Origin of the sequence: Acrocarpospora sp. B8E8 (assembly GCF_039871605.1) — a bacterium.
In the GTDB taxonomy this organism is placed as follows: domain Bacteria; phylum Actinomycetota; class Actinomycetes; order Streptosporangiales; family Streptosporangiaceae; genus Acrocarpospora; species Acrocarpospora macrocephala.
The window spans coordinates 11,588-37,025 of the sequence record NZ_JBDPLV010000015.1 but is presented as its reverse complement, the minus strand read 5'-3'; the positions used below and the strand labels follow the sequence as shown (position 1 = coordinate 37,025).

Annotated in this window: 22 protein-coding genes; 12 read left to right on the top strand and 10 right to left on the bottom strand. The window is 69.1% G+C overall.

What is annotated here, in order from left to right:
* Positions 1-40: 40 nt before the first annotated feature.
* The 7 genes from ABGB08_RS16805 to tnpB form a co-directional block, all read right to left on the bottom strand.
* Entirely contained in the window at positions 41-709 is a 669-nt protein-coding gene (locus ABGB08_RS16805; RefSeq protein ID WP_155357523.1) for a response regulator, read from the bottom strand.
* Complete coding sequence (locus ABGB08_RS16800; protein WP_347591237.1) at positions 706-3,231, bottom strand: sensor histidine kinase KdpD; 2,526 nt, start codon at positions 3,229-3,231, stop codon at positions 706-708. Before ABGB08_RS16800 ends, ABGB08_RS16805 begins: the two co-directional genes overlap by 4 nt.
* Positions 3,232-3,236: 5 nt before the next feature.
* Entirely contained in the window at positions 3,237-4,100 is an 864-nt protein-coding gene (locus ABGB08_RS16795; protein ID WP_347591235.1) for a potassium-transporting ATPase subunit C, read from the bottom strand.
* Positions 4,101-4,300: 200 nt separating this feature from the next.
* A complete protein-coding gene (gene kdpB / locus ABGB08_RS16790; protein WP_347591233.1) occupies positions 4,301-6,358 on the bottom strand; it encodes a potassium-transporting ATPase subunit KdpB in 2,058 nt (685 codons plus the stop codon).
* Entirely contained in the window at positions 6,358-7,992 is a 1,635-nt protein-coding gene (gene kdpA, locus ABGB08_RS16785) for a potassium-transporting ATPase subunit KdpA (RefSeq protein WP_347591231.1), read from the bottom strand. The genes kdpB and kdpA overlap by 1 nt, the downstream gene beginning before the upstream one ends.
* Positions 7,993-8,082 carry a potassium-transporting ATPase subunit F gene (locus tag ABGB08_RS16780; protein WP_347591229.1) on the bottom strand — a complete coding sequence of 30 codons (90 nt, stop codon included), beginning with the start codon at positions 8,080-8,082 and terminating at the stop codon, positions 7,993-7,995. It abuts the gene before it with no gap.
* A gap of 189 nt (positions 8,083-8,271) precedes the next feature.
* Complete coding sequence (tnpB, locus tag ABGB08_RS16775) at positions 8,272-9,492, bottom strand: IS607 family element RNA-guided endonuclease TnpB (protein ID WP_347591482.1); 1,221 nt, start codon at positions 9,490-9,492, stop codon at positions 8,272-8,274.
* A 470-nt stretch (positions 9,493-9,962) separates the two neighbouring features.
* Here tnpB and ABGB08_RS16770 point away from each other — a divergent pair, with 470 nt between their 5' ends.
* The 3 genes from ABGB08_RS16770 (at position 9,963) to ABGB08_RS16760 (ending at position 12,699) form a co-directional block, all read left to right on the top strand.
* A complete protein-coding gene (locus ABGB08_RS16770) occupies positions 9,963-10,442 on the top strand; it encodes an NUDIX domain-containing protein (protein WP_347591227.1) in 480 nt (159 codons plus the stop codon).
* A 71-nt stretch (positions 10,443-10,513) separates the two neighbouring features.
* The gene (locus ABGB08_RS16765) at positions 10,514-10,963 is read left to right on the top strand and encodes a hypothetical protein (protein ID WP_347591225.1); all 450 of its coding nucleotides are present in this window, start codon (positions 10,514-10,516) and stop codon (positions 10,961-10,963) included.
* Between the two features lie 2 nt (positions 10,964-10,965).
* Positions 10,966-12,699 (top strand): CopD family protein, encoded by a 1,734-nt coding sequence (locus ABGB08_RS16760; protein ID WP_347591223.1) that lies wholly within the window; start codon positions 10,966-10,968, stop codon positions 12,697-12,699.
* Here ABGB08_RS16760 and ABGB08_RS16755 read toward each other — a convergent pair.
* Positions 12,651-13,265, bottom strand: a complete 615-nt coding sequence (locus tag ABGB08_RS16755; protein ID WP_347591221.1) for a TetR/AcrR family transcriptional regulator — start codon at positions 13,263-13,265, stop codon at positions 12,651-12,653. The genes ABGB08_RS16760 and ABGB08_RS16755 overlap by 49 nt on opposite strands.
* Before the next feature lie 69 nt (positions 13,266-13,334).
* Here ABGB08_RS16755 and ABGB08_RS16750 point away from each other — a divergent pair, with 69 nt between their 5' ends.
* From ABGB08_RS16750 to ABGB08_RS16725, 6 genes are all read left to right on the top strand, one after another.
* Positions 13,335-14,126, top strand: a complete 792-nt coding sequence (locus ABGB08_RS16750; RefSeq protein WP_347591219.1) for an alpha/beta hydrolase — start codon at positions 13,335-13,337, stop codon at positions 14,124-14,126.
* A gap of 286 nt (positions 14,127-14,412) precedes the next feature.
* The gene (locus ABGB08_RS16745; protein ID WP_347591217.1) at positions 14,413-15,444 is read left to right on the top strand and encodes a hypothetical protein; all 1,032 of its coding nucleotides are present in this window, start codon (positions 14,413-14,415) and stop codon (positions 15,442-15,444) included.
* 21 nt (positions 15,445-15,465) lie between these two features.
* The gene (locus ABGB08_RS16740) at positions 15,466-16,410 is read left to right on the top strand and encodes an ATP-dependent DNA ligase (RefSeq protein ID WP_347591215.1); all 945 of its coding nucleotides are present in this window, start codon (positions 15,466-15,468) and stop codon (positions 16,408-16,410) included.
* 378 nt (positions 16,411-16,788) lie between these two features.
* Positions 16,789-17,802 (top strand): alcohol dehydrogenase catalytic domain-containing protein, encoded by a 1,014-nt coding sequence (locus ABGB08_RS16735; RefSeq protein ID WP_347591213.1) that lies wholly within the window; start codon positions 16,789-16,791, stop codon positions 17,800-17,802.
* Positions 17,803-17,982: 180 nt separating this feature from the next.
* On the top strand, positions 17,983-19,341 hold the full coding sequence (locus ABGB08_RS16730; RefSeq protein WP_347591211.1) for a potassium transporter TrkG: 1,359 nt from the start codon (positions 17,983-17,985) through the stop codon (positions 19,339-19,341).
* On the top strand, positions 19,334-19,996 hold the full coding sequence (locus tag ABGB08_RS16725) for a TrkA family potassium uptake protein (RefSeq protein WP_347591209.1): 663 nt from the start codon (positions 19,334-19,336) through the stop codon (positions 19,994-19,996). The genes ABGB08_RS16730 and ABGB08_RS16725 overlap by 8 nt, the downstream gene beginning before the upstream one ends.
* Positions 19,997-20,004: 8 nt before the next feature.
* On the opposite strand, the gene ABGB08_RS16720 is transcribed toward ABGB08_RS16725, so the two are convergent.
* Positions 20,005-20,649 (bottom strand): TetR family transcriptional regulator, encoded by a 645-nt coding sequence (locus tag ABGB08_RS16720; protein ID WP_347591207.1) that lies wholly within the window; start codon positions 20,647-20,649, stop codon positions 20,005-20,007.
* Positions 20,650-20,775: 126 nt separating this feature from the next.
* Here ABGB08_RS16720 and ABGB08_RS16715 point away from each other — a divergent pair, with 126 nt between their 5' ends.
* The 3 genes from ABGB08_RS16715 to ABGB08_RS16705 are packed head-to-tail and all read left to right on the top strand — an operon-like array spanning position 20,776 to position 24,487.
* Entirely contained in the window at positions 20,776-21,249 is a 474-nt protein-coding gene (locus ABGB08_RS16715) for a 2Fe-2S iron-sulfur cluster-binding protein (RefSeq protein ID WP_347591480.1), read from the top strand.
* Complete coding sequence (locus tag ABGB08_RS16710; RefSeq protein WP_347591205.1) at positions 21,246-22,238, top strand: xanthine dehydrogenase family protein subunit M; 993 nt, start codon at positions 21,246-21,248, stop codon at positions 22,236-22,238. Before ABGB08_RS16715 ends, ABGB08_RS16710 begins: the two co-directional genes overlap by 4 nt.
* Positions 22,235-24,487 (top strand): xanthine dehydrogenase family protein molybdopterin-binding subunit, encoded by a 2,253-nt coding sequence (locus tag ABGB08_RS16705; RefSeq protein WP_347591203.1) that lies wholly within the window; start codon positions 22,235-22,237, stop codon positions 24,485-24,487. Before ABGB08_RS16710 ends, ABGB08_RS16705 begins: the two co-directional genes overlap by 4 nt.
* Here the strand turns inward: ABGB08_RS16705 and ABGB08_RS16700 are convergent.
* Entirely contained in the window at positions 24,482-25,363 is an 882-nt protein-coding gene (locus ABGB08_RS16700; RefSeq protein ID WP_347591201.1) for a DMT family transporter, read from the bottom strand. The genes ABGB08_RS16705 and ABGB08_RS16700 overlap by 6 nt on opposite strands.
* Between the last annotated feature and the right edge of the window lie 75 nt (positions 25,364-25,438).

Below are 25,438 nucleotides of genomic sequence, written 5' to 3'. Positions count from 1 at the left end.
AGAACCGAGCAGGGGGCGTGCCCCGCCCGGCACGCCCCCGTCACGGCAGGTAGCGGTAGCCCATGCCCAGTTCGGTGATCAGATGGACCGGGTGGGCGGGGTCGCGTTCGAGTTTGCGGCGCAGTTGCACCATGTACTGCCGCAGGTAGTGGGTTTCCTTCAGGTACTTCGTGCCCCAGACCTCGGTCAGGAGCTGGCGCTGGCTGACCAGGCGGCCGGGGTTGCGGAGCAGGATTTCGAGGATGTGCCATTCGGTGGGCGTGAGCCGTACGCCGCCGGAGATGGTCTTGTTGGTCAGGTCGATGGTGTGGTCGCCGAGCTGGACGGCGGCCAGTTCGGCCTCCTGGGCGCGGGTCCTGCGGGTCACGGCGCGGACCCGGGCCAGGAGCTCCTCGATGTTGAAGGGCTTGGTGACGTAGTCGTCGGCGCCCGCGTCCAGGGCCTCGATCTTGTCCTGGTTCCCGGCCCGGCCGGACAGGACCACGATCGGCACGGTGGTCCAGCCGCGCAGCCCGTGGATGACGTCCACCCCGTCGAGATCGGGCAGGCCCAGGTCCAGGAGCACCAGGTCGGGATGCCACTGGGCGGCCTCCCGCAGGGCGGCGCTTCCGTCGGCGGCGAGGGCGACCTCGTACTGCCGGGCGACCAGGTTGATCCGGAGCGCGCGGAGGATCTGCGGCTCGTCATCGACGATCAGGATGCGGGTCATACGGCCGCCATCGGCATAGTCACGATCATAGTAAGGCCCCCGCCGGGGGTTTCATCCGGATTCAGCGCGCCGCCCATGGCCTCGGTCAGCCCGCGGGCCAGCGCCAGGCCGAGGCCGACGCCCGAGTGGGTGTCCCGATCGCCGAGGCGCTGGAACGGCAGGAAGACACGTTCGTGGGAGTCGACCGGAATGCCGGGCCCCCGGTCGATGACGCGGATCTCCACATGCTCACCGTGCCAGCTGCCCGAGACGAGCACCTTGACGCCCGGCGGGCTGTGCCGGATCGCGTTGGAGATCAGGTTGACCAGCACCCGTTCCAGCAGGCCGGGATCGGCCATGATCTCGGGCAGTTCGATCGACACGTCCGTCTCCACCTGGTCGCTCAGCGGTCCCAGGTCGTCGATCGCCCGGGGCACCACCTCGTCCAGGGCCACCCGCTGGAGCGAGACGCCCAGCGCGCCGGCCTGCAGGCGGCTCATGTCGAGCAGGTTGGCGATCAGCCGGTCCAGCTTGGCGAGCGACTCGTCGGCGGTGGCGAGCAGCTCCTTACGATCCTCGGGCGACCAGTCGATGGCCGTGTTGCCCAGGCTCTCCACCGCCGCCTTGGCGGAGGCCAGCGGGGTGCGCAGGTCATGGCTGACGGCGGCCAGCAGTGCGGTGCGCATCCGGTCGGCCTCGGCCAGCGGCTTGGCCCGCTCGGCCTGCTCGGCCAGCCGCTGCTGCCGCAGCGCGACCGCCGCCTCGGCCGCGAACGCCTCCAGGATCCGCCGGTCGGAGGCGTCCAGCAGCCGCCCGCGCGCGGCGAGTACGAGCTCCTCGTCGATGGCCACATCGGTCTCGGCCACGGCGGGACACGTGGCGGGCTCCCCGCCGGAGGTCGCCACGATCCGCCAGGCCGCCGGATCGCCCTGATCGTCCGGGGTCGCCGCCGCGCCGCGCTCCAGCAGGGTGACCGAGGTCAGGCCGAACATCTCGCGGAGCCTGCCCAGCAGCGACGGCAGCGCGGCCTCGCCGCGCAGCACGTATCCGGCCAGGGCCGAGAGCGTCTCGGCGTCGGCAACGGCCCGCGCCGACTCCCTGGTACGGCGTGCGGCGACATCCACCACCAGGCTGACCATGATCGCGACCAGCACGTAGACGCCGAGCGCGAGCACGTTCTCCGGCTCGGCGATGGTGAACCGATTCGTCGGCGGCGTGAAGAAATAGTTCAGCAGCAGGAACCCCAAAACCGCCGCCGTCACCGCGGGCAGCATGCCGCCGACCAGCGCGACCGCCACCACCAGCAGCAGGAACAGCAGGATCTCGCTCGGCAGCGTGATCATCTCCCGGAACGGGAGCAGGACGGCGCTGAGCACAGGCAGGCCGAGCAGGGCCAGCGCCCAGCCGCCGATCCGGCGCGTCCGGGTCAGCGCCGCCCGCTGCCGCGCACCAGATTTGCCCTTCTTGACGTGCGGGTGGGTGACCATGTGTACGTCGATGGAGCCGGAGCGCGAGGTGGTCTCCATGCCCACGCCACGGGCGAACAGCTGGGCGAACCTGCCGCGCCGGGACGCGCCCAGGACCAGCTGGGTGGCGTTGACACCCTTGGCGAAGTCGATCAGCGCACCGGCCACATCGTCGCCCACCACCTGGTGGTAGGTGCCGCCGACGCTCTCCACCAGGGCGCGCTGCCGCACCAGGTTGGCCGGGTCGGCGTCGGCCAGGCCGTCGGCCCTGGTCACGTGTACGGCGAGCAGGTCGGCGCCTTTGGAGCGGTCGGCGATCCTGGCCGCCCTGCGGATGAGCACGTCGCCCTCCGGGCCGCCGGTGAGCGCGACCACGACTCGCTCGCGCGCCTCCCACGTTCCGGCGATGCCGTGTTCGGCGCGGTAGCGATCGAGTTGCTCGTCGACCTTTCCGGCGACCCAGAGCAGGGCGAGTTCCCGCAATGCGGTCAGGTTGCCGACGCGGAAGTAGTTGGCCAGGGCGGCGTCCACCTTCTCGGGGGCGTACACGTTGCCGTGGGCCATTCTGCGGCGCAGCGCCTCGGGGGCCATGTCCACGAGTTCCACCTGGTCGGCGCGGCGGACCACCTCATCGGGGACGGTCTCCCGCTGCGGCACGCCGGTGATGGCCTGGACCACGTCGTTGATCGACTCCAGGTGCTGGATGTTGACCGTGGAGACCACGTCGATCCCGGCTTCGAGGATCTCCTCGATGTCCTGCCAGCGTTTGACGTTGCGGGAGCCCGGCACGTTGGTGTGGGCCAGCTCGTCGATCAGGGCGATCCGGGGGGCGCGGCGGATGACCGCGTCCACATCGAGTTCGGTGAAGGCCGCGCCGCGGTGGATCATGGCGCGGCGCGGGATGATCTCCAGTCCGTCCAGGAGAGCGGCGGTGCGGGGGCGGTCGTGGGTTTCGACCAGGCCCACGACCACGTCCCGGCCGCGTTCGACGGCGCGGCGGCCCTCGTCGAGCATGGCGTAGGTCTTGCCGACGCCGGGGGCCGAGCCGAGGAAGACGCGCAGGCGCCCGCGGAGCATGGCCATCACCTGGCCTGGTCGAGGGCCAGGTTGAGGTCGAGCACGTGGACGGCGGGTTCGCCCAGGAATCCGAGGGCGGGGCCGGTGGTGTGCGCGGCGATCAGGGCGAGGACCCGTTCGACGGGGGTACGGCGTTCGCGGGCGATCCGGGGTGCCTGGAGCCGGGCGTATTCGACGGAAATATCGGGATCCAGTCCGGAGCCGCTGGCGGTGACCGCGTCCGGGGGCACGGCGACGCCGCTGACGTTACCGTTGACGTCGCCGCTGACGTCACCGCGAACCGGAACCGTGCGTCCGGCCGCGTAGTCCTCGCCCGGCCGGGCACACTCCACCGCCATACCCCGATATTTCGGGATAAAGGGGGTGGCGGGGCAGGGCTGGTTGACGCTCACCACCCGGTGGGGAAAGACCTTGAGCACCGCACCCACCCCCTCGTCCGTGCAATACGGCCGTGCGCCGGACACCCCTTCGAGCTCTCCTGCCGCCCTGCTCCGGGCGCAGACCTGAGTCAGCAGGCTCTTTCGGCCCGCATGACCCGGCGCGGGAAGGGTGTCCACAATGTCCTCAGGGCCCAGGTTACTGGCCGCGGTGGAGAGCATGTCGTACCCCTCCCCGGCCTCTGACGGGCGGGTCTGGAAGTACCGGGCGAGCGGTTTGCCGTCCTTGCCGGTGAAGAGTTGCCCGACGAGCGCGCTGCCGACAGTTCTGCCGTCTTTCTGGATGAGCGACCCGTTGGCTTGATGGTGGAAAAGGGCTTGTCCGACGCCCATCACGAGCAAGGGGTAGATCACTCCGGTGAGCACGGTCAGCACCACGATCGCGCGGATGGCGACCAGATGCGAGCGGGTCCAGCGGGGCAGACGTTCCATTCACAACACCCCTGGAAATCGGCTCGGGCCTGGGCAGATCGGACGAGGCAGGTGCAGGCGTTCCATTCACGACACCCCTGGGAGCCAGCTCGGGGCCTGGGCAGATCGGACGAGGCAGGTGCAGGCGTTCCATTCACGACACCCCTGGGAGCCAGCTCGGGGCCTGGGCAGATCGGACGAGGCGGATGCAGGTGTTCCATTCACGACATCCCTGGAAGGTGCTGGAGCACGAGGTCGATGAGCTTGATGCCGATGAAGGGGGCGATGACGCCGCCCAGGCCGTACCGGTAGAGGTTGCGGGAGAGCAGGTCGGCGGCGCTGGACGGCCGGTAGCGCACGCCGCGCAGGGCGAGCGGGATGAGCGCGACGATGATGATCGCGTTGAAGACGACCGCGGAGAGCACGGCCGACTGGGGGGTGGCCAGGCGCATGATGTTCAGCGCGTCGAGGCCGGGATAGACGGCCGCGAAGATGGCCGGAATTATCGCGAAATACTTGGCGATGTCGTTGGCGATGGAGAACGTGGTCAGCGCACCCCTGGTGATCAGGAGCTGCTTGCCGATCTCGACGATCTCGATGAGCTTGGTGGGGTTGGAGTCGAGGTCGACCATATTGCCCGCCTCCTTGGCCGCCGAGGTGCCGGTGTTCATGGCAACCCCGACGTCGGCCTGGGCGAGCGCGGGGGCGTCGTTGGTGCCGTCACCGGTCATCGCGACCAGCCGCCCGCCCGCCTGCTCCTTCCTGATCAGGATGAGTTTGTCCTCGGGGGTGGCCTCGGCCAGGAAGTCGTCGACCCCGGCCTCGTCGGCGATGGCCTTGGCGGTCAGCGGGTTGTCGCCGGTGATCATGATGGTTCTGATGCCCATCCGGCGCATCTCGGCGAAACGTTCGCGCATGCCCTGCTTGACGACGTCCTTCAGGTGGATGACCCCTAGCACGCGGGCCTGGCCGCCGTTGACCTCGCCGACCACCAGCGGGGTGCCGCCGGAGGCGGAGATGCCGTCCACCAGGTGACCGACCTTCTCCGTGGGACGGCCACCGTTGTCGCGGACCCATTTCATGACCGCCGACGCCGCGCCCTTGCGGATCTGCCGGCCGGTGACGTCCACGCCGGACATCCGGGTCTGGGCGGTGAAGGGCACCCAGCGGGGCTGGATGAGCTCGCGTTCGCGCAGGCCGAAGGCCTCCTTGGCGTACACGACGATGGAGCGGCCCTCGGGGGTGTTGTCGGCGAGGCTGGCCAGCTGGGCGGCGGCGGCGAGTTCATCCGGGGAAACTCCAGACGCGGGCACGAAGGCGGCGGCCTGCCGGTTGCCGAGGGTGATGGTGCCGGTCTTGTCCAGCAGGAGGGTGCTGACGTCGCCGGCCGCCTCGACGGCGCGGCCGGACAGGGCCAGTACGTTGCGCTGCACCAGCCGGTCCATCCCGGCGATGCCGATCGCCGACAGCAGCGCGCCGATGGTGGTCGGGATGAGGCAGACCAGCAGCGAGACCAGCACCACGCCGCTGACCCCGTCCGCGGTCAGCGCGAGTGAGTCCGGCACGCCAGGGTTGATGTCCCTGGCGTGGATGGCCATCGGCTGCATCGTGGCCGTGGCCACCAGGAAGATGATCGTCAGCGCGGCGAGCAGGATGTTGAGCGCGATCTCGTTGGGCGTCTTCTGCCGGTCGGCGCCCTCGACCAGGGCGATCATGCGGTCGATGAAGCTCTCGCCGGGTTTCTGGGTGATCCGGACGATGATCCGGTCGGAGAGCACCTTGGTGCCGCCGGTGACGGCGGAACGGTCGCCGCCGGACTCGCGGATCACCGGGGCGGACTCGCCGGTGATGGCCGACTCGTCCACGGAGGCGATGCCCTCGACGATGTCGCCGTCGCCGGGGATGATCTCCCCGGCTTCGACCACCACCAGGTCGCCCGGGCGCAGGTCGGAGGCGTTGACCACGCCCCCGCTCTCGTGCAGCCTGGCCGTGGTGTCCCGCTTGGCGGCCCGCAGGCTGGCGGCCTGGGCCTTGCCCCGGCCCTCGGCGACAGCCTCCGCCAGGTTGGCGAAGATCACCGTCAGCCAGAGCCAGACCGCGATGGCCCAGGCGAAGAACGACGGCTCGGCCGCCGCCAGGATCGTGGTGGCGAGCGCGCCCACCTCGACGATGAGCATGACCGGGTTGTGCCACAGGGTCAGCGGGTTGAGCTTCCTGACCGCGTCGGGGAGGGAGGTGACGAGCTGCCGGGGGTCCAGAAGTCCGGCGGCGACCGCCATCAGTGCACTCCTTCCGCGAGCGGCCCGAGCGCCAGGGCGGGCAGGAAGGTCAGCGCGACCAGGATCACGGTGACGCCCGCCACCAGGCCGACGAACTGCGGCCGGTGCGTGGGCAGCGTGCCCGCCGACACCGGTACGGCCTGCTGCCTCGCCAGCGACCCGGCCAGCGCGAGCACGAAGATGATCGGCAGGAACCGCCCGAAGGCCATGCAGAGACCGAGCGCCACGCAGTACCAGGGCGTGTTGACGGTGACCCCGGCGAAGGCCGAGCCGTTGTTGTTGGCGGCGGAGGTGAAGGCGTAGAGGATCTCGGAGAAGCCGTGCGGGCCCGCGTTGAGCATGGCCGCCAGGCCCGCCCGGTTGGCCATCGCGACGCCGGTGCCGGTGAGCACCAGGACGGGGGTAACCAGGAAGTAGAGGGAGGCCAGTTTGATCTCTCGGGCGCTGATGCGTTTGCCCAGGTATTCGGGGGTTCGGCCGACCATCAGGCCGGCGATGAAGACGGTGATGACGGCGAGGATGAGCATGCCGTACAGGCCGGAGCCGGTGCCGCCGGGGGCGACCTCGCCGAGCATCATGTTGAGCAGCGTCATCATGCCGCCGAGCGGGGTGAAGGAGTCGTGGGCGGAGTTGACCGCGCCGGTGGAGGTGAGCGTGGTCGCCGCCGCGAAGGTGGCGGAGCCGGCGACGCCGAATCTGGTCTCCTTGCCTTCCATGGCCGCGCCGACCGCTTGGGGGACGATGGCCTTGCCGCTGAGTTCGAAGACGTTGAGCAGGATGACGCTGAGCAGGGCGAGGGTGGCCATCACGGCGAGGATCGCGTAGCCCTGGCGGAGCTGGCCGATCATCCGGCCGAAGGTGCGCGGGAACGAGAACGGGATCAGCAGCAGGAGAAAGATCTCGATCCAGTTCGTCCAGGTCTGCGGGTTTTCAAAGGGGTGAGCGGAGTTGGTGTTGTAGAAGCCGCCGCCATTGGTGCCGAGTTCCTTGATGGCCTCCTGGCTGGCCACCGGGCCGCCGGTCAGATGCTGGGTTCCGCCCGCGAGGGTGGCGATCTCGTGCGGGCCGGTGAAGTTCTGCACGACGCCGCCCGCCACCAGGATCAACGCCCCGATGAACGCGATGGGCAGCAGGATCCGTACGGTGCCCTGGATCAGGTCCACCCAGAAGTTGCCGATGGTCTCGCTGCCGCGCCGGGCGAAGCCGCGGATCAGGGCCACGGCCACCGACATGCCGACGGCCGCCGACACGAAGTTCTGCACGGCCAGGCCGGACATCTGGACCAGGTGGCCCAGGGTGTTCTCGCCCGCGTACGCCTGCCAGTTGGTGTTGGTGACGAAGCTGATCGCGGTGTTCCAGGCCACGTGGGTGGGGACCGCGTCGAAGCCGAGGGAGAGCAGGAGATGGTGCTGGAGGCGCTGCAGGCCGTACACGACCAGGACGGAGATCAAGGAGAAGGCGAGCAGGGCCCGGGCGTAGGCAGGCCAGCGTTGTTCGATGTCCGGGCGCACGCCGAGCAGGCGGTAGAGCACCCGTTCCCGGCCGGGAGGGCCGCTGTAGACGCGGGCCATGTAGTCACCCAGCGGCTTGTGGACGAGCGCGAGCGCGAGGATCAGCGAGGCGATGAAGAACATCTAGAACCGCTCGGGAAACAGGAGCGCGGCGATCATGAAGATCGCAAGCAGGATCGCGCCGGCGAGGCCGATGGCATTGACGGCGCTCACAGCCGCTCAACCGCCTTCACGACGAACCCGAGGACCACGAAGATGGCGATGGTCAGGGCGAGGAAGATGAGGTCGGCCATCCTCGTTCCTTGGCTAGTCGGATCATGTACATGACCAGCAAAGACTGTGAATCAGGCGGCAATGCCCCACTTGACGCTTCCGATACGGCATCCCCCTCATGTCTTGACGCTACCGTTCACTGAGTTCCAGTGTTCCGCTCATTGCTGGGCGGAGGTCCCCGTCTGATCTGGGCGGTGCCCGGTGCGGGGTAGACGTTTCACAGCCACCGGCCCCGGCAGGCGGGGTCTTACGGTCGGCTCCACGTCCGTTTATCGTCTCCGGGCCACTCCCGGCGACGGTGTGCTTCACCAGGGAAGCCAGATTAAGCGCGGCGTTCACGTCCCGGTCCAGGACCAAGCCGCACGCGGCGCAGGCGAAGGCTCGTTCGGAGAGGGCGAGTTTGGCTTTCACCGCGCCGCACCCGGAACAGGTCTTGCTGGATGCGAACCAGCGGCCGGCCACCACCAGCCGGCCGCCGTTCCACTCGGTTTTGTAGGCGAGTTGGCGGCGGATCTCGCCGAACCCGGCATCGGAGATCGCGCGGGCCAGCCGCCGGTTCTTCACCATCCCGGCGATGTGGAGATCTTCGACCACGATCGTGCCGTACTCCCCCGCCAGCGTCGTGGTGAGCTTGTGGATGGCATCGCGACGCAACGCGGCCGCCCGGTGGTGGACCTGGTTACGGGAGGCATCGGCCTTGCGCCACCGGCCGGACGGCTGTTGCCCGCTGCGCCGGTCCGGGCCTTGCTTGCGCGAGACCGCCCGGGACAGGCGGCGCAGCTTGCGGGATGCGACGGCGAGGTGCCGAGGGTTGGCGGTAGGTGGGCGGCCGTCGGAGTAGACGGCCAAGGTCTTGACGCCCAAGTCCACCCCGACCACCGCATCCGGCCGCGTGGGGGTTGCCTCGGCGCGTTCGACCTGGACGGAGAACGACACCAGCCAGCGCCCGGCTTCCAGCCGGACGGTGGCCGAGCGGATCTTCGCGGTGCCCGCCTCGACCCGGCGGGCCAGCTTGCGGGTGGACTCGTGGGTTTTGATCCGCCCGAGTACCGGCAGCACCACGTGGGTGCGGCCGTCCAGGCGGATCACCCCGGTGGTGAACCGCACCGACATGGCCTTCCGGCGTTTGGACCGGAACCGGGGAAATCCCACTTTCGGGCCCTTACGCATACCTTTCCTGGACTCGCTCCAGTTCGTCAACGCCGTGGCCAGCCGATCCAGACCGCAGGCGTAGGCCTCTTTGGAGTTCTCCGCCCACCACGGCGCGACCTCCTGTTTGGCCCCGTTCCACGACTTGCGCAGCGAATACATCGACCACGACAGCGGCGGGGTGAGCTGGGTGTCGGGGATGCCGTAGGAGCGTTCGGCCTCCCGCTGGGCCAGGTTGGCCTTGACCCGCGCCAGACCCAGTTGAACGCGAGGCGGGCGGCACCGCAGTGGGAACGGAGCAGACGTTCCTGGCGCGGGTCGGATCGAGCGCGTATCGGTAGGCGTGGACGACCTGCATCAACCCTCCCCGGCCATGACGAATCCATGCATACTCATGGTGAACAAGTGACTACAGCTTATCAGGGTGGTAGTAGTCGATGCCTATCTGGGCAGGGACAGGCGTACGCCTGTCTGGGGATCACCTGACGCGTCCTCGACAACCGGTCCAAACGATCCGAGGGTTCCCGCAACCCATCAGGGTTGGCCCAGCCCTGCTGCGGCCCGCCGACCAACTCCAAACCTGCCGAGCCGGTCACCCCGCTAGAGTCGGGAAACCGAAACCGGACTGATAAACCCTGACGAACCGCGCAGCAGTTCGTATCCTGACGTCCGTGAACACCCACTGCTCCTATTGCGGCACGGCTTTCACGCCGGATCAGCCGTGGCCGCGGGCGTGCGCGCACTGCGGTAAGACCAGCTATCGCAACCCGCTGCCGGTCGCGGTCCTGCTGCTGCCAGTGGACGACGGCCTGCTGGTGCTGCGCCGGAACGTCGAACCGCACATCGGCGGGCTCGCGCTGCCGGGCGGATTCATCGAAGTGGGCGAGAGCTGGCAGGAGGCCGCCGTCCGGGAGCTCCGGGAGGAGACCGGGGTGGCCACCACCGTGGCGGGGGTGCGCCTGTTCGACGCGTTGAGCGCGCCTGACGGGACCGTGCTGATCTTCGGTCTGGGGGCGTGGACTCCGGGCGTCGCGCTGCCGCCGGTGGCGGCCACGGCCGAGGCGAGCGAGTTCCTGGTCATCGAGAAGGCGCAGGAGCTGGCGTTCCCGCTGCACACGAAGGTGGTGGCGCGCTACTTCAACGGCGGGTGAACGCCGGAGCGGGCTGAGCCGTACCTTCCAGCGCGGGGCCGACCGATGTCCCGCGCCAGGGAAGTGATCTCATGACGGTTCTGCGCCAGGTGGTCAGCCGGTTGTGCTGGACGGTAGCGCTGGTGGGCTCGGTGCCCCTGATCGCCGGGTCCCTCAGCGGCAACAGCAGCGCGGCCCAGCTGCCCGCCGGGCAGCACCAGCATCATCAGGCCAAGCCCGCGGGCGGCCCGGCCACGCTGGAGGAGCTCGCCACGAAGATCGGGTGTTCGCTCTCGATCCAGGGCAAGGGCAAGGACATGCGGCAGGGGTCGTGCGCCGGGACCGGCAGCCCGTTCACCCTGGTGTCGTTCGACACCGACGCCGGGCAGAAGGACTGGCTGACGGCGGCCGAAGCCTACGGCGGGACCTATGTGATCGGCACCCGGTGGGTGGTGGTCGGCCTGCCCGAGATGGTGGAACCGCTGGCCGAGAAGCTCGGCGGGCGGCTGGAGCAGGCGGAGCACGGCGGCGGGCACTCCTGACCATGAGGAGCCGACTGGTCGGATTCGGGGTGCTGTTCGCCGGGTTCGGGGTGTTGCTGGTCGCGTTCTGGTTCGGCGGGGATCGGGATCTTCCGGCCATCCGGGGGTTGCCGTCGCCGGGGCCGCTGACGTCGTGGGGGCTGCCGGTGGTGCGGCTGCTGCACGACCTGTGCGCGGTGGCGACCACGGGGTCGTTGCTGGCCGCCGTGCTGCTGGAGGACGGGCGGTCGATCCTGCGCCGGGCGGTGCCGCGCTGGGCGCTGGCCTGGGCGGCGAGCGCGGCGGTGACGGTGCTGCTGACCTTGTCCGACTTCGTCGGGGTGCCGGTGGGCGAGGCGCTGCGCTCCGGGGCGCTGTCGACGTTCCTGCTCTACGTGCCGCAGGGGCTGGCGTTCCTTGTCGTGTACGGCCTGACGCTGACGATCACCCTGCTCACCTTTCTGCGCGCGAAGCCGTGGTTCCTGCTCGGGCTGGCCCTGGTGGCGCTGCTGCCGCCCGCGTATGCCGGGCATTCGGCGTCGGCCGCCGACCACGATTTCGCGATCACCAGTCTGATGGTGCACCTGACGGCGGTGACGCTGTGGGTGGGCGGGCTGTTCGGGTTGCTGGTGTTCCTGCGCAAGTCGGAGCAGCCGCTCGCGGCGGTGCGGAGGTTCAGCACGATCGCGTTGTGTTGTTACGGGGCTGTCGCGATCTCGGGGGCGGTGAACGCGTGGGTGCGGCTGGGGTCGTTGTCGCAGGTGTTCGGGTCGCGGTATGGGCTGCTTGTGGTGGGCAAGGTGGTCGCGCTCGTCGTGCTGGGGTTCTTCGGGTGGCGGCATCGGAAGTCGACGATCGTCGCCATGGAGGCCGGAGTGCGGGCGCCGTTTCTGCGGCTGGCCGGGGGTGAGCTGGTGCTGATGGCGGCGGGGATGGGGTTGGCGGTCGCGCTGTCGCGGACGCCTCCGCCGCCGGGTGGGGACAGCACGCATGCGGTGCTGGGGTTCGATCTCGCGCCGTTCACGGCTTGGGGGCTGGCTGCTGAGATGCGGTTGGATCCGTTGTTGCTGCTGGTTGTGGTGGCGGCGGGGGTTGGTTATGTCATGGGGGTACGGCGGATGCCGTCGTGGCTGCGGTGGCGGACGGTCGCGTGGTTTGCCGGGCTTGTTGTCGTCGCGTACGGGATGGTGGGCGGGGTTGGGGTTTACGCGCGGGCCATCTTCTCGGTGCACATGGTGCAGTACGCGTTGGTCGGGACGGTCGGGCCTGTGTTGCTCGCGCTGGGGATGCCGCTCGCATTGATACGTCGACCTATACGGATTTATCCGGCGGTCGCGGCGGTCGCCTACGCGCTGCCGTTGCCGTTGCTGTTCCTGATCCCGCTGTACGAAATTTCACAATCCGTGCTGGCCGTCCGGCTGCTCGTGATGATTTATCTGGCTATTTCGGGCGCGGTGTTCTTCGTGGCCCTCCGGCCGTGGGCAGCGACGGGAGTGGTCGCCGGGGTGCAGGTGGTCGTGGCATTCCTGCTGCTCACCGGCCCGATCCAAGGGCGGGCGTGGTTTCCCGGGCTGGAACTCGAATGGCTGCCGGCGGCACAGGCCGACCAAAGGCTAGGGGCACTGCTCTACGCCGGACTCACGCTGGTCGCGTTGCTGGGAATCACCCAACCGGCCCGGTCCAGGCACCTTGAGGGCACCCCCGAGATTCATGTTCCGTATGCGGCGAGGAAGACCCGCACGGCCTCATCGGCGTAGTACTCGAACTGGGCCTGGGTGAACTCTCCCGGGCTGAACATCAGCTGGTTGAGCGGGATCGACAGGACCAGCCAGTTGAAGTGCTGGGCCGCCAGCAGCGGGTCGGGGGTGCGCAGGAGGCCGCAGCGGGTGAGCTCCTCGAACTGCGCGGCCAGCGTGGTGTGGGAGCGGCCGGGGCCGGAGGCGTACCAGGTGGTGGCCAGGTCGGGGAAGCGGTCGGCGACCGCGATGATGACGCGGCGCATCTGGATCAGGTGCGGCTGGAGCACGATGGTGATGTGCCTGCGGGCGAAGTCGCACAGGTCGGTGGCGATGTCGTCGCTGCTCGCCAGGGCCTGCACGTTCGCCTGCGTCTGGGCCTCCGCCTGGGCGATGTCCGCGGTGATGATCTCGATGAACAGGCGTTCCTTGTCGATGAAGTTCTTGTAGACGGTCTGCTTGGAGACGGCGGCCAGAGCAGCGATCTCGTCCATGCTGGTGCCGCTGTAGCCGTTGCGCAGGAACAGGGTGCGGGCGGCGTCCATGATCGCGTGATGCTTTCGGGCGGAACGGGTCTGGCTGCTCATGTTTGAAGGGTACTAGACTGTCCAGTACCCAGTACTAGACTGTCCAGTACTCAACGAAGGGGCACTGCTATGGCCACCGTGCGGTCGAAAGACGGAACCACGATCGGATACGACCAGGTCGGGCAAGGGCCCGCGCTCGTGCTGGTGGACGCCGCCGGAGGTTTCCGCGGGTTCGGGCCGATGGGCGCGCTCGCGGCAGAGCTCGCCTCCTCCTTCACCGTGGTCACCTACGACCGGCGGGGTCGCGGGGAGAGCACGGACACGCTGCCCTACGCGATCGAGCGGGAGGTCGAGGACCTGGGCGCGGTGATCGCCGCCGTCGGCGGGCCCGCGTTCGTGGAGGGCTTCTCCTCCGGCGCGGTCCTGGCGTTATACGCGGCGGGGCAAGGGCTGCCGATCACCAAGGTGGCGATGCTGGAACCCCCGCTCGACCTCGACGGTCCCCCGGACACGACGCTAGCCGCCGAACTGACCGAGCTCGTCTCGGCCGGTCGGCGTGGCGACGCGGTCCTGCACTTCCACACCTCGATCGGGGTGCCAGAAGAGATCACGGCCGGAATGCGGCACGCACCGTTCTGGCCCGAGTTGGAGAAACTCGCCCACACGCTCGTCTACGACACGACGATCACATCGACCCTGACCACCGCCCAGGTCCGCGGGATCACCGTGCCAACACTGGTCGTCAACAGCGAGGAAACCGACGACCGGCTACGCGGCTGGGCGACTCACGTCGCCGCCACCCTGCCGAACGGCGAACACCGGCAACTGAAGGGCGAGTGGCACGGAGTGTCCCCCGAAGTGCTCGCCCCGGTCCTAACGGAGTTCTTCCTAAGCAAATCCAGGCGCTCGCCCCGGTCCTGACGGAGCCCTTCCTAAGCGAATCCAGGCGCTCGCGCCAGTCCTGACGGAGTTCTTCCTGAGCGAATCCAGGTGAACCGAGTTTTCCCTGAGCCGATACAGGGCAACCACGGCGACGGCGGGGTCGGGCGGAGCCCGAGGAGAAACAAGGGAGGGTGGGTGGGAGAACCACGTACCCGAGGCGCTCGCGCCGATTCTGACCGAATTCTCCTTGAGATAGTCATTTCCTGATCAAGCGCCGGAGCGCTTCCCGGGATGGAGGGGGTCGGCTTCTTACGCTCGTCCAGACATGTCCACATCTCTGGTTTCGGGGGCGGGGAAGTTGCGAATCATCAGATATCTGGCGATCTCCGCTATGGCGGGCCTGGTGATGATCGGATTCCTGGGCCTCACCCCCGCCTGGGCGGACGAGGGTTCCGGGCCGATCGGAATCCGGCTGATGGACGCGCCGGCCGTGCGCCGCGGCGACCCGCGCGCCCGGATCCACATCGTCGACCACCTGTCGCCGGGCGCCACGATAAGCCGCCTGCTCCAGGTGACCAGCACATCCCGCCGCCCGCAACGCGTGCAGCTCTACCCGGGCGCGGCCAGCGTGGGCAGGCACCGCTTCATCTCCGCACCGGACCGCCTCGGCAACGAACTCACCGAATGGGTACGGTTCGACCGCACCTCCCTCACGCTCCCGCCCCGCGGCAGCACCACCGTCAAGGCCACGATCAAGGTCCCCCGGACGGCCTGGCGCGGGGAACGTTACGGCGTCCTGTGGGCCGAAGCCGAACCGCTCGGAGAGGACACCGAGGAAACCCACCGCGTCGGAGTCCGGATATATCTGGACGTGGGAGCGGGTGGCGAACCACCGACGGACTTCCGGATCGAGCAGCTGATCGCGCTTCGCAGCCCCACCGGGCGTCCCGAGTTCCGCGCGGTCGTCCACAACAGCGGCCAACGCGCGGTGGACATGTCCGGCACGCTCCGCCTGACCGACGGCCCCGGCGGCGCGAGCGCGGGCCCGTTCCCGGTCAACCATGGCATCTCCCTGCCCCCCGGCGGACGCGGACGCGTCGTGATCCCCCTGGCCAACGGCCTCGGCGACGGCCCCTGGCAGGCCACGCTCTACCTGGCCAGCGGCAGAACCCAGCGCAGCGCCGACACCACGATCACCTTCCCCAAAGCAGGCGAGGCTCCGGTGGTGAAACTGACCGGCATCCTCGGCACCGCCGTGGCCGTGACCCCGCGCAACGGCGCACTCGCCGCCGGCGGATTCGTGATCGTGCTGATGTCAGGCTTCGCCCTGTTCCGCAGGCTACGCACCAGCCGATGACTCGATGGCATAGTGGACAAAGTGACCAGCGATGAGACGCGGGACGGAGTCTCGCTGACCAATCTCGACCAGCCGCTGTTCGACGGTTCGAACGCGACGAAACGGGATCTGGTCAACTACTTGGACGCGGTCCACGACCGCATCATCCCCGCCCTGCGCGGCCGCCCCCTATCCGTGATCCGGGTACGCCCCGGCCAGCCGCCCTTCGTCCAGAAGAACGTCCCCAAATACACCCCCTCCTGGGTGAAAACCGTCCCCGTCTGGGCGGAAGCCTCCCACCGGGAGATCTCGTACGCCCTGTGCGACGACCGCAAGACCCTGCTCTGGTTCGGCAACCAGCGCGCCGTCGAATACCACCCCGCCCTCTTCCGCGACACCCACTTCACCCACCTGATCCTCGACCTCGACCCCCCGGAAGGCGAGTCGTTCTCGCTGGTCATCCAGGCCGCCCACCTGGTACGGCAAGCCCTGGACGACTCCGGCCTGACCGGCGCCGTGAAGACCAGCGGCGCGAAGGGCGTGCACATCTTCATCCCCGTCGCCGACGGAATCCCGATCGAGGACCTGGCCGCCGCCACCCGAGCCCTGGCCGCCCGCGCCGAACGCGTGGACCCCACGCTGGCGACGACGGCATTCATCCGCGAGGACCGCGCGGGCAAGGTGTTCCTCGACTCCACCCGAGCAGGCGGCGCAACCGTGGCGGCCGCGTACAGCCCGAGGATCCGGCCAGGCACTCCGGTCTCGTTCCCGGTGTCATGGGAGGACCTGGATCAGGTGGTGCCAGGAGATTTCACCATTCACACCGCTCCGGACCTACTCGGCAACGGAGATCCATGGGCGGAACGCATGCCGGAACCCCAGCAGCTTCCGGCCGATCTGATCGAGGAAGGACACACGATCCCGGTCGCCCGCGTCCAGGCCATGCACGAAGGCAAACGCCGAGCCCGAGCCCGGCGCGAGGGTTAGACCTAACACAATGAGCAGGTCGCTCAGTTGCTCGCCGTTATCCGGCGCCGTTAACGCCAGCGATGGTCCTCGCCGCACCGGCGCTAGGAGTGGTAGCGGCATTCCGTTAGGGGGCTCTTAGGGCCCGCAGAGCAATAACTCATAGATCCTCGAGCCACTGACCTCGGCGAACCCTTGGCGAGCACGCAAGTTAATCCTCTGCGGGCACTTAGGGCCCGCAGAGTAAGGATCCTCAAGCCACTACCTCGGCGAACCCTTGGCGAGCGCGCAAGTTCATTCGCGGCTGGCCCTTAGGAGGATTCGCTGGGCGACGCGCAATCCGGCCATCTGACCGTATACGGTACACGTGTGCACCAGATCACCCCCAGCTTGATGTAGATGCGCGCCTTCGTCATCACCGGCCCGCGCACCGCCGAAGTCCAGGAGGTCGAGCCGCCCGTCCCCGGCCGGGACGAGGTGGTCGTGGACGTCGAGCGGGCCGGAGTCTGCGGGACCGACGCCGAGTTCTTCTCCGGCGAGATGGCTTACGTGCACTCCGGGGACGCCCCGTACCCGATCAGGATCGGCCACGAGTGGATGGGCACCGTCTCAGCCGTCGGCGAGGGCGTCGATCTCGGCTGGCTCGGCCGCCGGGTCACCGCCGACACCATGCTCGGCTGCCGCCACTGCGAACGCTGCGCGGCGGGCCGCCAGCACCTGTGCGCCGACCGCTACGAGATCGGCATCCGCGGCGGCTGGCCCGGCGCCCTCGCCGAACGCCTCCCGGTCCCCGTCACCGCCCTGCACCCCCTGCCCGACGCCGTCGACGCCACCCTCGGAGCCCTGGTCGAGCCCGGCGGCAACGCCCTGCGCGCGTTCCGCGCCGCCGAGATCGCTCCCGGCGAGCGCCTCCTGGTCCTCGGACCCGGCACGATCGGCCTGCTCACCGCCCAGATCGCCGCTGCCAAAGGAGTCGAAGTCCACCTCCTCGGCCGCGACGCCCCCTCCCTGGACTTCGCCCGCTCGCTCGGCTTCCCACACGTCTGGACCGCCGACACCCTCCCCGCCCTGCGCTGGGACGCCATCGTCGACGCCTCCACCGCGGAGACCCTCCCCGCGCTCGCCCTCGACCTGGTCGAACCCGGCCGCCGGGTGGTCTGCATCGGCATCTCCAGCGACCCCAGCCTGCTCGACACCCGCACCGCCGTGCTCCGGGAGATCACCATCGCGGGCGTGCTCAGCGCCTCCGGCGGCCTCGCCGAAACCATCGACCTGTACGCCTCCCGCGCCGTCGACCCCCGCCCCCTCGTCGCCACCACCACCGGTCTGGACGACCTACCCAGCATCCTCGCCGGAACCCGACCACCCGAATGGGGCCACGCCCCTAAGATCCACGTGGACCCCCGCCGCTGATATTCAGGGATGGCAGCCCACCGGTCGGCGGTCGCGTCGCAGGATGGAGAGCGCGATGGCCAGGCCGGACCCGGCCCTAGCGATCGCCCGGCGGCACGGGTGGGCCGTGATGATCGAAGGTGCCCAAACCAGGCAAATGTGGTCTACCTTCTGTACCGTGAGTCGCAAGGGCATCCGGTTGTGAGACGCCGCACGTGGGGGTCTGTTTTCCTCGACCGGTTCCACCATCCGACGCAGGTGGTCGCCACCGGGTTCGGTGTCACCATCCTGCTCGGATCCGTGCTGCTCACGCTGCCGATGGCCACCACCACAGGGGAGCCGGCGGACTGGGTGACGGCGCTGTTCACCGCGACGTCGGCGGTGTGCGTGACCGGGCTCGTGGTGGTGGACACCGCGACGCACTGGTCGGTGTTCGGCGAGGTGGTGATCGCTGGTCTCATCCAGGTGGGCGGGCTGGGGATCATGACGCTGGCCACCCTGTTCACCGTCCTGCTCGCGGGCCGCCTCGGCCTGCGAGCGCGGATCGCGCTGCAGACCGAGACCAAGTCACTGAGCATGAGCGACGTCCGCCGGGTGGTCCGCAACGTCGTGCTGTTCGCCCTGGCGGGCGAGGCCATCACCGCCGTCTTCCTCACCGGCCGCTTCATGATCGGGTACGACGAGCCGTTCGGCGAAGCCCTCTACCTGGGCGGATTCCACGCCGTCTCGGCGTTCAACAACGCGGGATTCGCGTTGTGGCCGGACAACTTAATGGGTTTCGTCAGCGATCCGTGGATCTGCCTGCCCATCGCGATCGCGGTCGTCACGGGCGGCCTCGGGTTCCCGGTCGTGTTCGAGCTGGCCCGCTCCTGGCGGCACCCCCGCCGCTGGTCGGTGCTGACCCGGGTCACGGTCGGCGTCAGCGTCATCCTGATCGGCGCCGCCACGCTCATCTACCTGGCCACCGAGTGGAACAACCCGAGGACCATGGGCGCGCTGGACGACCCCGGCAAGCTGATGGCCAGCTTCTTCGCCGCCGTGATGCCACGCTCCGGCGGGTTCAACACGGTCGACATCGCGGCCATGAACCCGTCCAGCATGCTGGTCACCGACGTGCTGATGTTCATCGGCGGCGGCAGCGCCAGCACCGCCGGCGGGATCAAGGTGACCACGTTCGGGCTGCTCGCCTTCATCATCTGGGCCGAGCTGCGCGGCGAGAACAAGGTCAACGTGGGGCATCGGCGGCTGGCGGAGGCCACCCAGCGGCAGGCGGTGACGATCACCCTGGTCGGGCTGGCCCTGGTGACCATTTCCACGTATGTGCTGCTGGTGCTCACGCCGTACAGTCTGGATCGGGTGTTGTTCGAGGTGATTTCGGCCTTCGCGACGAACGGGCTGTCGACCGGGATCACCGCGGACACGTCCATGGCCGCGCATGTGCTGCTGGCGGTGCTGATGTTCGTCGGCCGGATCGGGCCGCTGACGCTGGGGTCCGCGCTGGCGCTCAAGGAGCGGACCCGCCGCTTCGAACTCCCCGAGGAGAGGGTCATCGTTGGCTGAGAAGTCGAGCTACCCGGTCGTCGTGATCGGGCTGGGGCGGTTCGGGACCGCGCTGGCCCTGGAACTCACCCGGCGCGGCACCGAAGTGCTGGCCATCGACAGGCGCCCGAAGGTCGTGCAGGGCCTGGCGGGGCAGATCACCCAGATCGCCAGCGCCGACTCCACCGACATGGAAGCCCTGAAGCAGCTCGGGGTGTCGGACTTCTACCGGGCGGTGGTGGCGATCGGCGGTGACCTGGAGGCCAGCATTCTGACCACGTCGCTGCTGGTCGAGCTGGAGATCAACGACATCTGGGCGAAGGCGGTCACCGTCCAGCACGGCCAGATCCTGCGCCGCATCGGCGCCCATCATGTCGTCTTCCCCGAACACGACATGGGCGAGCGGGTCGCCCACCTGGTCAGCGGCCGGATGCTGGACTTCATGCAGGTGGACGAGGGTTTCGCGCTGGCCAAGACGCACCCGCCGAAGGAATACGTCGGCATCCCCCTGGGCAGCTCCAACCTCCGCCGCAAGTACGGCGTGACGATCGTGGCCGTCAAGAGCCCCGACGAGCGGTTCACCTACGCCACCGCCGACACCGAACTCGCCTACGGCGACATCATCATCGTCTCCGGCCCCACCGAGGACGTCGAACGTTTCGCCGAACTCCCCTAGACACCCCGTCAGCGCAGGCGGGGCAGGCCCATCGCGATCGCGGAGAGGGTCCGGACCATGGTCGGGATCATCTGGGGGCAGGAGGCGGCGATCGCCGGCTCCTGGGCGTACAACTCGGTCATGATCGGGGAGGGGTGTACGACCGGGTAGAGGGTTCCGGCGAGGGCGCTGGCGGCCATGACCAGTTCGGTGCTCTCGCTCTCGGTCAGCTCGGGATGGACAGCGCCCACCTCCGCGCCGAGTTCGGCCATGACCCGGAGCGCGACCAGCTTGAACTTGCGGGCGGCGTCCACCGAAACGTTGTGTTCCAGGGTCGTGGAGGTCTGGCTGAGCAGGTCGCAGAAGAGGGGGCGGGCGTCCAGGGTCTCGGTGAGCACCATGATCGGGTCGCCGCCGGCGCGCAGCAGCACGGTCGCGGCGTCCGCCCACTCCTGCCAGGCCTCGGCCGCGAGTTCGAGATAGATCTCCTCGCGAGTCCCGAAATATCGCACCACATTGGACTTGGCCAGACCCACGGCCGCCGCCACGCTGCCCAGGCTCACATGCTGGACCCCTACCTCCAGGGCCAGCTCGCGCGCGGCGGCGAGGATCGCCTCGCGCCGGAGTTGCTTCTGCTCCGGGCGCCGTGCCCGGATGAATGTCACCTGTGCCATGTCATCGCAAGCATACAGTCAACTAAAAGACGACCGTTCTTTTACGTCTTGTTAAGAGAGCAGCGTTCTGTTAGCGTCCGGCAGAAGGGACATACCTATCGGGAGGGCGTCGTGGTCGACGTACGGATGCGAGTGAACGGCTCCATGGAGAAGCTCGACCTCGAGCCGCGGGTGAGTCTGCTGGACGCGCTGCGGGAACATCTCGGGCTGACCGGGACCAAGAAGGGCTGCGATCAGGGCGCCTGCGGCGCGTGCACGGTGCTGGTGGACGGCGAGCGCATCAGCTCCTGCCTGGCCCTGGCCGTGCAGTACGCCGACCGCGACATCACCACGATCGAGGGAGTCGAGGACCCGATCCAGCAGTCGTTCGTCCGCCACGACGGCTTCCAGTGCGGTTACTGCACCTCGGGCCAGATCTGTTCGGCCATCGGCATGCTGGCCGAGCACGCGGCGGGCGCGCCCAGCGCGGTGACCGGTCACCTGGCCGCCGAGCAGATCGACCTGACGCCCGAGGAGATCCGGGAGCGCATGAGCGGAAACCTGTGCCGCTGCGGCGCGTACAACGGCATCGTGGCCGCGATCCAGGAGAGCAGCCGATGAAGGATTTCGCCTACGTGAGCGCCCAGGACGTGGCCACCGCCGTCCGCGCGATCGCCGAGCCGGGGGCCAAGTTCCTCGGCGGCGGCACCAACCTGGTGGATCTGATGCGGCAGAACATCGAGCGTCCGGACACGGTGATCGACATCACCCGGCTGCCGCTGGACCGGGTCGAGGAGCTGCCGGACGGCGGGGTGCGGATCGGCGCGCTGGTCCGCAACAGCCACCTCGCCGCTCATCGGGTGATCCGCACCCGCTACCCGATGCTGGCCCAGGCGATCCTGACCGGCGCGTCCGGCCAGCTCAGGAACATGGCCACGGTCGGCGGCAACGTGCTGCAGCGCACCCGCTGCCCGTATTTCGCGGATCTGGCCGCGCGCTGCAACAAGCGCGAGCCGGGCGCGGGCTGTGACGCGATCGGCGGGTTCAACCGGAACGCGGCCATCTTCGGCGCGTCGGACAGTTGCGTGGCGACGCATCCCTCGGACATGTGCGTGGCGCTGGCCGCGCTGGACGCCACGATCGAGCTGGAGAGCGTGCGCGGGGTGCGGCGGCTCCCGCTGGTCGGTTTCCACATGCTGCCCGGGGACTCCCCGCAGCACGAGACGGCGATCGCCGCCGACGAGCTGATCACCGCGATCGAGCTGCCCGAGCTTCCGGTGGCCGCGCGGTCGCGGTATCGCAAGGTCCGGGACCGGGCGTCGTACGCGTTCGCGCTGGTCAGCGTGGCCGCCGCGCTGGAGGTCAGGGACGGTGTGATCACCGAGGCCCGGCTGGCGCTGGGCGGGGTGGCCGCCCGGCCGTGGCGGGCGCACGCGGCGGAGCGGGCGCTGATGGGCGGTCCGGCGACGGAGGAGCGGTTCCGGCTGGCCGCCGACGCGGAGCTGGAGGGCGCGGTGGCGCAGTCCCAGAACGCGTTCAAGATCGAGCTGGCCAGGCGGGCGATCACGGCGACGCTGCGGCAGTTGCATGTGGAGGGGAGCGCGGCATGACGTATGTGGGACAGCCGGTCGATCGGCTTGACGGCACTGCCAAGGTCACGGGGGAGGCGCGGTATTCGGCGGAGTATCCGTACCCGAATATGGCTTATGCCGCTCTTGTGCACTCGACGATCGCGCGCGGGCGGATCACGCGGATCGACTCGGCGACGGCGCGGAAGACGCCGGGCGTGCTGGCGGTGATCACTCACGAGAACGCGCCGCCGATGAAACCCGCGCCCAAGATGACCCCGATGGATTTGAGCACGCTCGCCACCGGCACCACGGTCAACTACCTGAACACCGACGAAGTGCACTGGAACGGGCAGCCGATCGCGGTGGTGGTGGCCGAGACGCTGGACGCCGCGCGAGAGGCCGCGCACCTGGTCGAGGTGGAGTATGCCGAGCTTCCCGCCACGGTGGACTTCGCCGCCGAGGAAGGCAACGCGACGCCGCAGAAGAACACCATGATCTCGGAGGGGGGAGCCAAGAAGGGCGACCCCGACGCGGCTCTGGCGTCCGCGCCGTTCTCGCTCGATCTGCGGTACACGACGCCGGGGCACAACCACAACGCGATCGAACCCCACTCGACCACCGCGTACTGGGACAAGGATCGGCTGATCCTGCACGAGGGCAGCCAGAACATCGCCTGGACGCAGGGGCATCTGGCGGCCCGGTTCGACGTGCCCAAGGAGAACATCCGGGTGATCTCGCCGTTCGTCGGCGGCGCGTTCGGCGGCAAGACCATGGTGTGGCCCGGCACGGTGCTCACCGTGCTCGCCGCGAAGGTGACGGGACGGCCGGTCAGGCTGATGCTGACCAGGGAAGGCGTCAACCGCACGGTCGGCGGGCGCACCCCCTCGATCCAGCGGGTGGCCATCGGCGCGGAGACCGGCGGCTCGATGACCGCGCTCATCCACACCAGCATCACCCAGACCGGCAAGGTCGGCGGCGGTCCGGAACAGGTGACCTCGCAGACCCGCCACCTCTACGACGCCGCCAACCTCCAGGTCCAGCAGAACTTGGTCGAGCTGGACGCGCTCTCCAACACCTTCATGCGCGCTCCCGGCGAGTCGATCGGCTCGTTCGCGCTCGAAGCCGCAGTGGACGAGCTCGCGTACCAGCTGGGCATGGACCCCATCGAGCTGCGCGCCCGCAACGAGCCCGCTCGCAACCCGATCGACGGCAAGGCGTTCGCCCACCGCATGCTGCTCCAATGTTACGAGGTGGGCGCCAAGGAGTTCGGCTGGGGCGAACGTTCGCCGGAGCCCGGCTCGATGCGGGACGGCAAGTGGCTGATCGGCATGGGCGTCGCCTCCGCCTACCACCCGGCCTGGCAGTTCCAGGCCAACGTCACGGTACGCCTGTCGGCCGACGGAACCGTCCTGGTCCGCTGCGGCTTCCACGAGATGGGCATGGGCGCGGCGACCGCCCAGGCGCAGATCGCGGCCGACGCCCTGGGCGTGCCGCTGGGGGCGATCACCGTCGAGTACGGCGACACCGCCCTGCCCACAGGACCCGGCGCCGGAGGTTCCGGGCAGACGGCGAGCATCGCCGCCAGCCTCATCACCGCCTGCGAGAAGCTCAGGCGATCGGTGTTCTCGGCGGCCAGGAAAACGCCCGGCTCTCCCTTGCGCGGTCGCCGCTTCGCGGACGTGCGGGCCAAGGACGGCGGCCTCTACGACGGTTCGCGAGGTGAGAGTTACCAGGAGATCCTGCGCCGCGCCGACCGCGCCTCGATCGAGGCCCAGGTCGGCTCAGACACCCGGCTGGGCGAGATCACCGGTCAGGTCAGGTTCATGTCCAAGTTCCTGATGGACCGGCGGCGCTGGGTGAAGGCCGCCTGCGGCGCGCAGTTCTGCGAGGTGCGGGTGGACTCCGACACCGGCGAGATCCGGATCTCCCGTTGGCTGGGTGTCTTCGATGTCGGCAAGGTGATCAACGCCAAGACGGCGGCCAGCCAGCTGCGCGGCGGAATCATCATGGGCATCGGCATGGCGCTGGCCGAGGAGACCCTGGTCGACCCGCGCAACGGCCGGATCATGAACGCCGGTCTGGCGGAGTACCACGTGCCGGTGCACGCGGACATCCCCTCGATCGACATCCGCTACCTGGACGATCCCGACCCGACCATGCCGCTCGGCCTGCTCGGCATCGGCGAGGTCGGCATCGTCGGCGTCGCCGGAGCGATCGCCAACGCCGTCTACCACGCCACCGGCAAACGAGTCCGCGACCTGCCGATCACGCTGGACAAGCTGCTATGACGGCCGCCTGCGCGAGATCGCTACCCCGACCAGGCAGAGGGCGCCTCCGGCGAGGGTGAGCCAGCCGGGCACCTCGGCGAGGAACGCCCAGGCCATCAGCACGACCATCGCGGGCACCACGTAGGTGGTGGCGCCCAGTTTACCCGCAGTGGTCCTGGCCAGCGCGTACGCCCAGGTGGTGAAGGCCAGCGCGGTCGGGAACACGCCCAGATAGAGCAGGTTGAGCGTGGCCGGCAGCGGCGCGGAGCCGACCTGATCGATCAACTGACCGGCGAACGGCAGGCAGACGACCGCGCCGATCACGCAGCCGAACGTGGTCACCTGCAGCGCGGACGCGTTCGCCAGCGCGGGCTTCTGGGCGACGATCGCGATCGCGTACGAGACGGCGGCCAGCACGCACAGCACGACGCCGAGCACCGAGGACGAACCCCCGCCGGACATCGAAAAGCCGACCAGGAGCGCCCCGCCGAACGAGACCGCCAGGCCGATCAGCAGCGGGCGCGGGAAGCCCTCCTTCAGCAGGTAGCCGGACAGCAGCGCGATGACGATCGGCCCGATGTTGACGAGCATCGCCGCCGTGCCCGCGTCCACCTCCTGCTCGCCCCAGTTGAGGGCCACCATGTAGACCCCGAACCAGAGCACCCCGGACACCGCGATCCCCGGCCAGGCCGCCCTCGGCGGCAGCCGCTCGCCGCGCAGCAGCAGGATCACCACCAGCGTCAGCGAACCGGCGAGCAGCCTCCCGAGCGCGAGCGCGCCGGGCGAGTAGGACGCCACCGCGCTGCGGATGGACACGAAGGCCGAAGCCCACAACACCAGGGTGACCCCGGCGGCGGCCAGCGCCCGCCTGTCCACCATCGTCACGGTCTCGTTCACCCCCCGACGATAGGCGCCGGACATGTCGGTGAGCACCGCAATATTCGGACCTCTATTTGTGCGCACCTCGCCGCG

Excerpts from the sequence above, each read along its gene's own strand:
- kdpB (WP_347591233.1), bottom strand. The coding sequence starts at position 6,358 with ATGGCGGTCGCCGCCGGACTTCTGGACCCCCGGCAGCTCGTCACCTCC.
- ABGB08_RS16750 (WP_347591219.1), top strand. The coding sequence starts at position 13,335 with ATGGCCACCGTGCGGTCGAAAGACGGAACCACGATCGGATACGACCAG.
- ABGB08_RS16710 (WP_347591205.1), top strand. The coding sequence starts at position 21,246 with ATGAAGGATTTCGCCTACGTGAGCGCCCAGGACGTGGCCACCGCCGTC.
- ABGB08_RS16720 (WP_347591207.1), bottom strand. The coding sequence starts at position 20,649 with ATGGCACAGGTGACATTCATCCGGGCACGGCGCCCGGAGCAGAAGCAA.
- ABGB08_RS16765 (WP_347591225.1), top strand. The coding sequence starts at position 10,514 with ATGACGGTTCTGCGCCAGGTGGTCAGCCGGTTGTGCTGGACGGTAGCG.
- ABGB08_RS16755 (WP_347591221.1), bottom strand. The coding sequence starts at position 13,265 with ATGAGCAGCCAGACCCGTTCCGCCCGAAAGCATCACGCGATCATGGAC.
- kdpA (WP_347591231.1), bottom strand. The coding sequence starts at position 7,992 with ATGTTCTTCATCGCCTCGCTGATCCTCGCGCTCGCGCTCGTCCACAAG.
- ABGB08_RS16800 (WP_347591237.1), bottom strand. The coding sequence starts at position 3,231 with ATGCTCCGCGGGCGCCTGCGCGTCTTCCTCGGCTCGGCCCCCGGCGTC.
- ABGB08_RS16735 (WP_347591213.1), top strand. The coding sequence starts at position 16,789 with ATGCGCGCCTTCGTCATCACCGGCCCGCGCACCGCCGAAGTCCAGGAG.
- ABGB08_RS16795 (WP_347591235.1), bottom strand. The coding sequence starts at position 4,100 with ATGGAACGTCTGCCCCGCTGGACCCGCTCGCATCTGGTCGCCATCCGC.
- ABGB08_RS16715 (WP_347591480.1), top strand. The coding sequence starts at position 20,776 with ATGCGAGTGAACGGCTCCATGGAGAAGCTCGACCTCGAGCCGCGGGTG.
- ABGB08_RS16705 (WP_347591203.1), top strand. The coding sequence starts at position 22,235 with ATGACGTATGTGGGACAGCCGGTCGATCGGCTTGACGGCACTGCCAAG.
- ABGB08_RS16745 (WP_347591217.1), top strand. The coding sequence starts at position 14,413 with ATGTCCACATCTCTGGTTTCGGGGGCGGGGAAGTTGCGAATCATCAGA.
- ABGB08_RS16805 (WP_155357523.1), bottom strand. The coding sequence starts at position 709 with ATGACCCGCATCCTGATCGTCGATGACGAGCCGCAGATCCTCCGCGCG.
- ABGB08_RS16760 (WP_347591223.1), top strand. The coding sequence starts at position 10,966 with ATGAGGAGCCGACTGGTCGGATTCGGGGTGCTGTTCGCCGGGTTCGGG.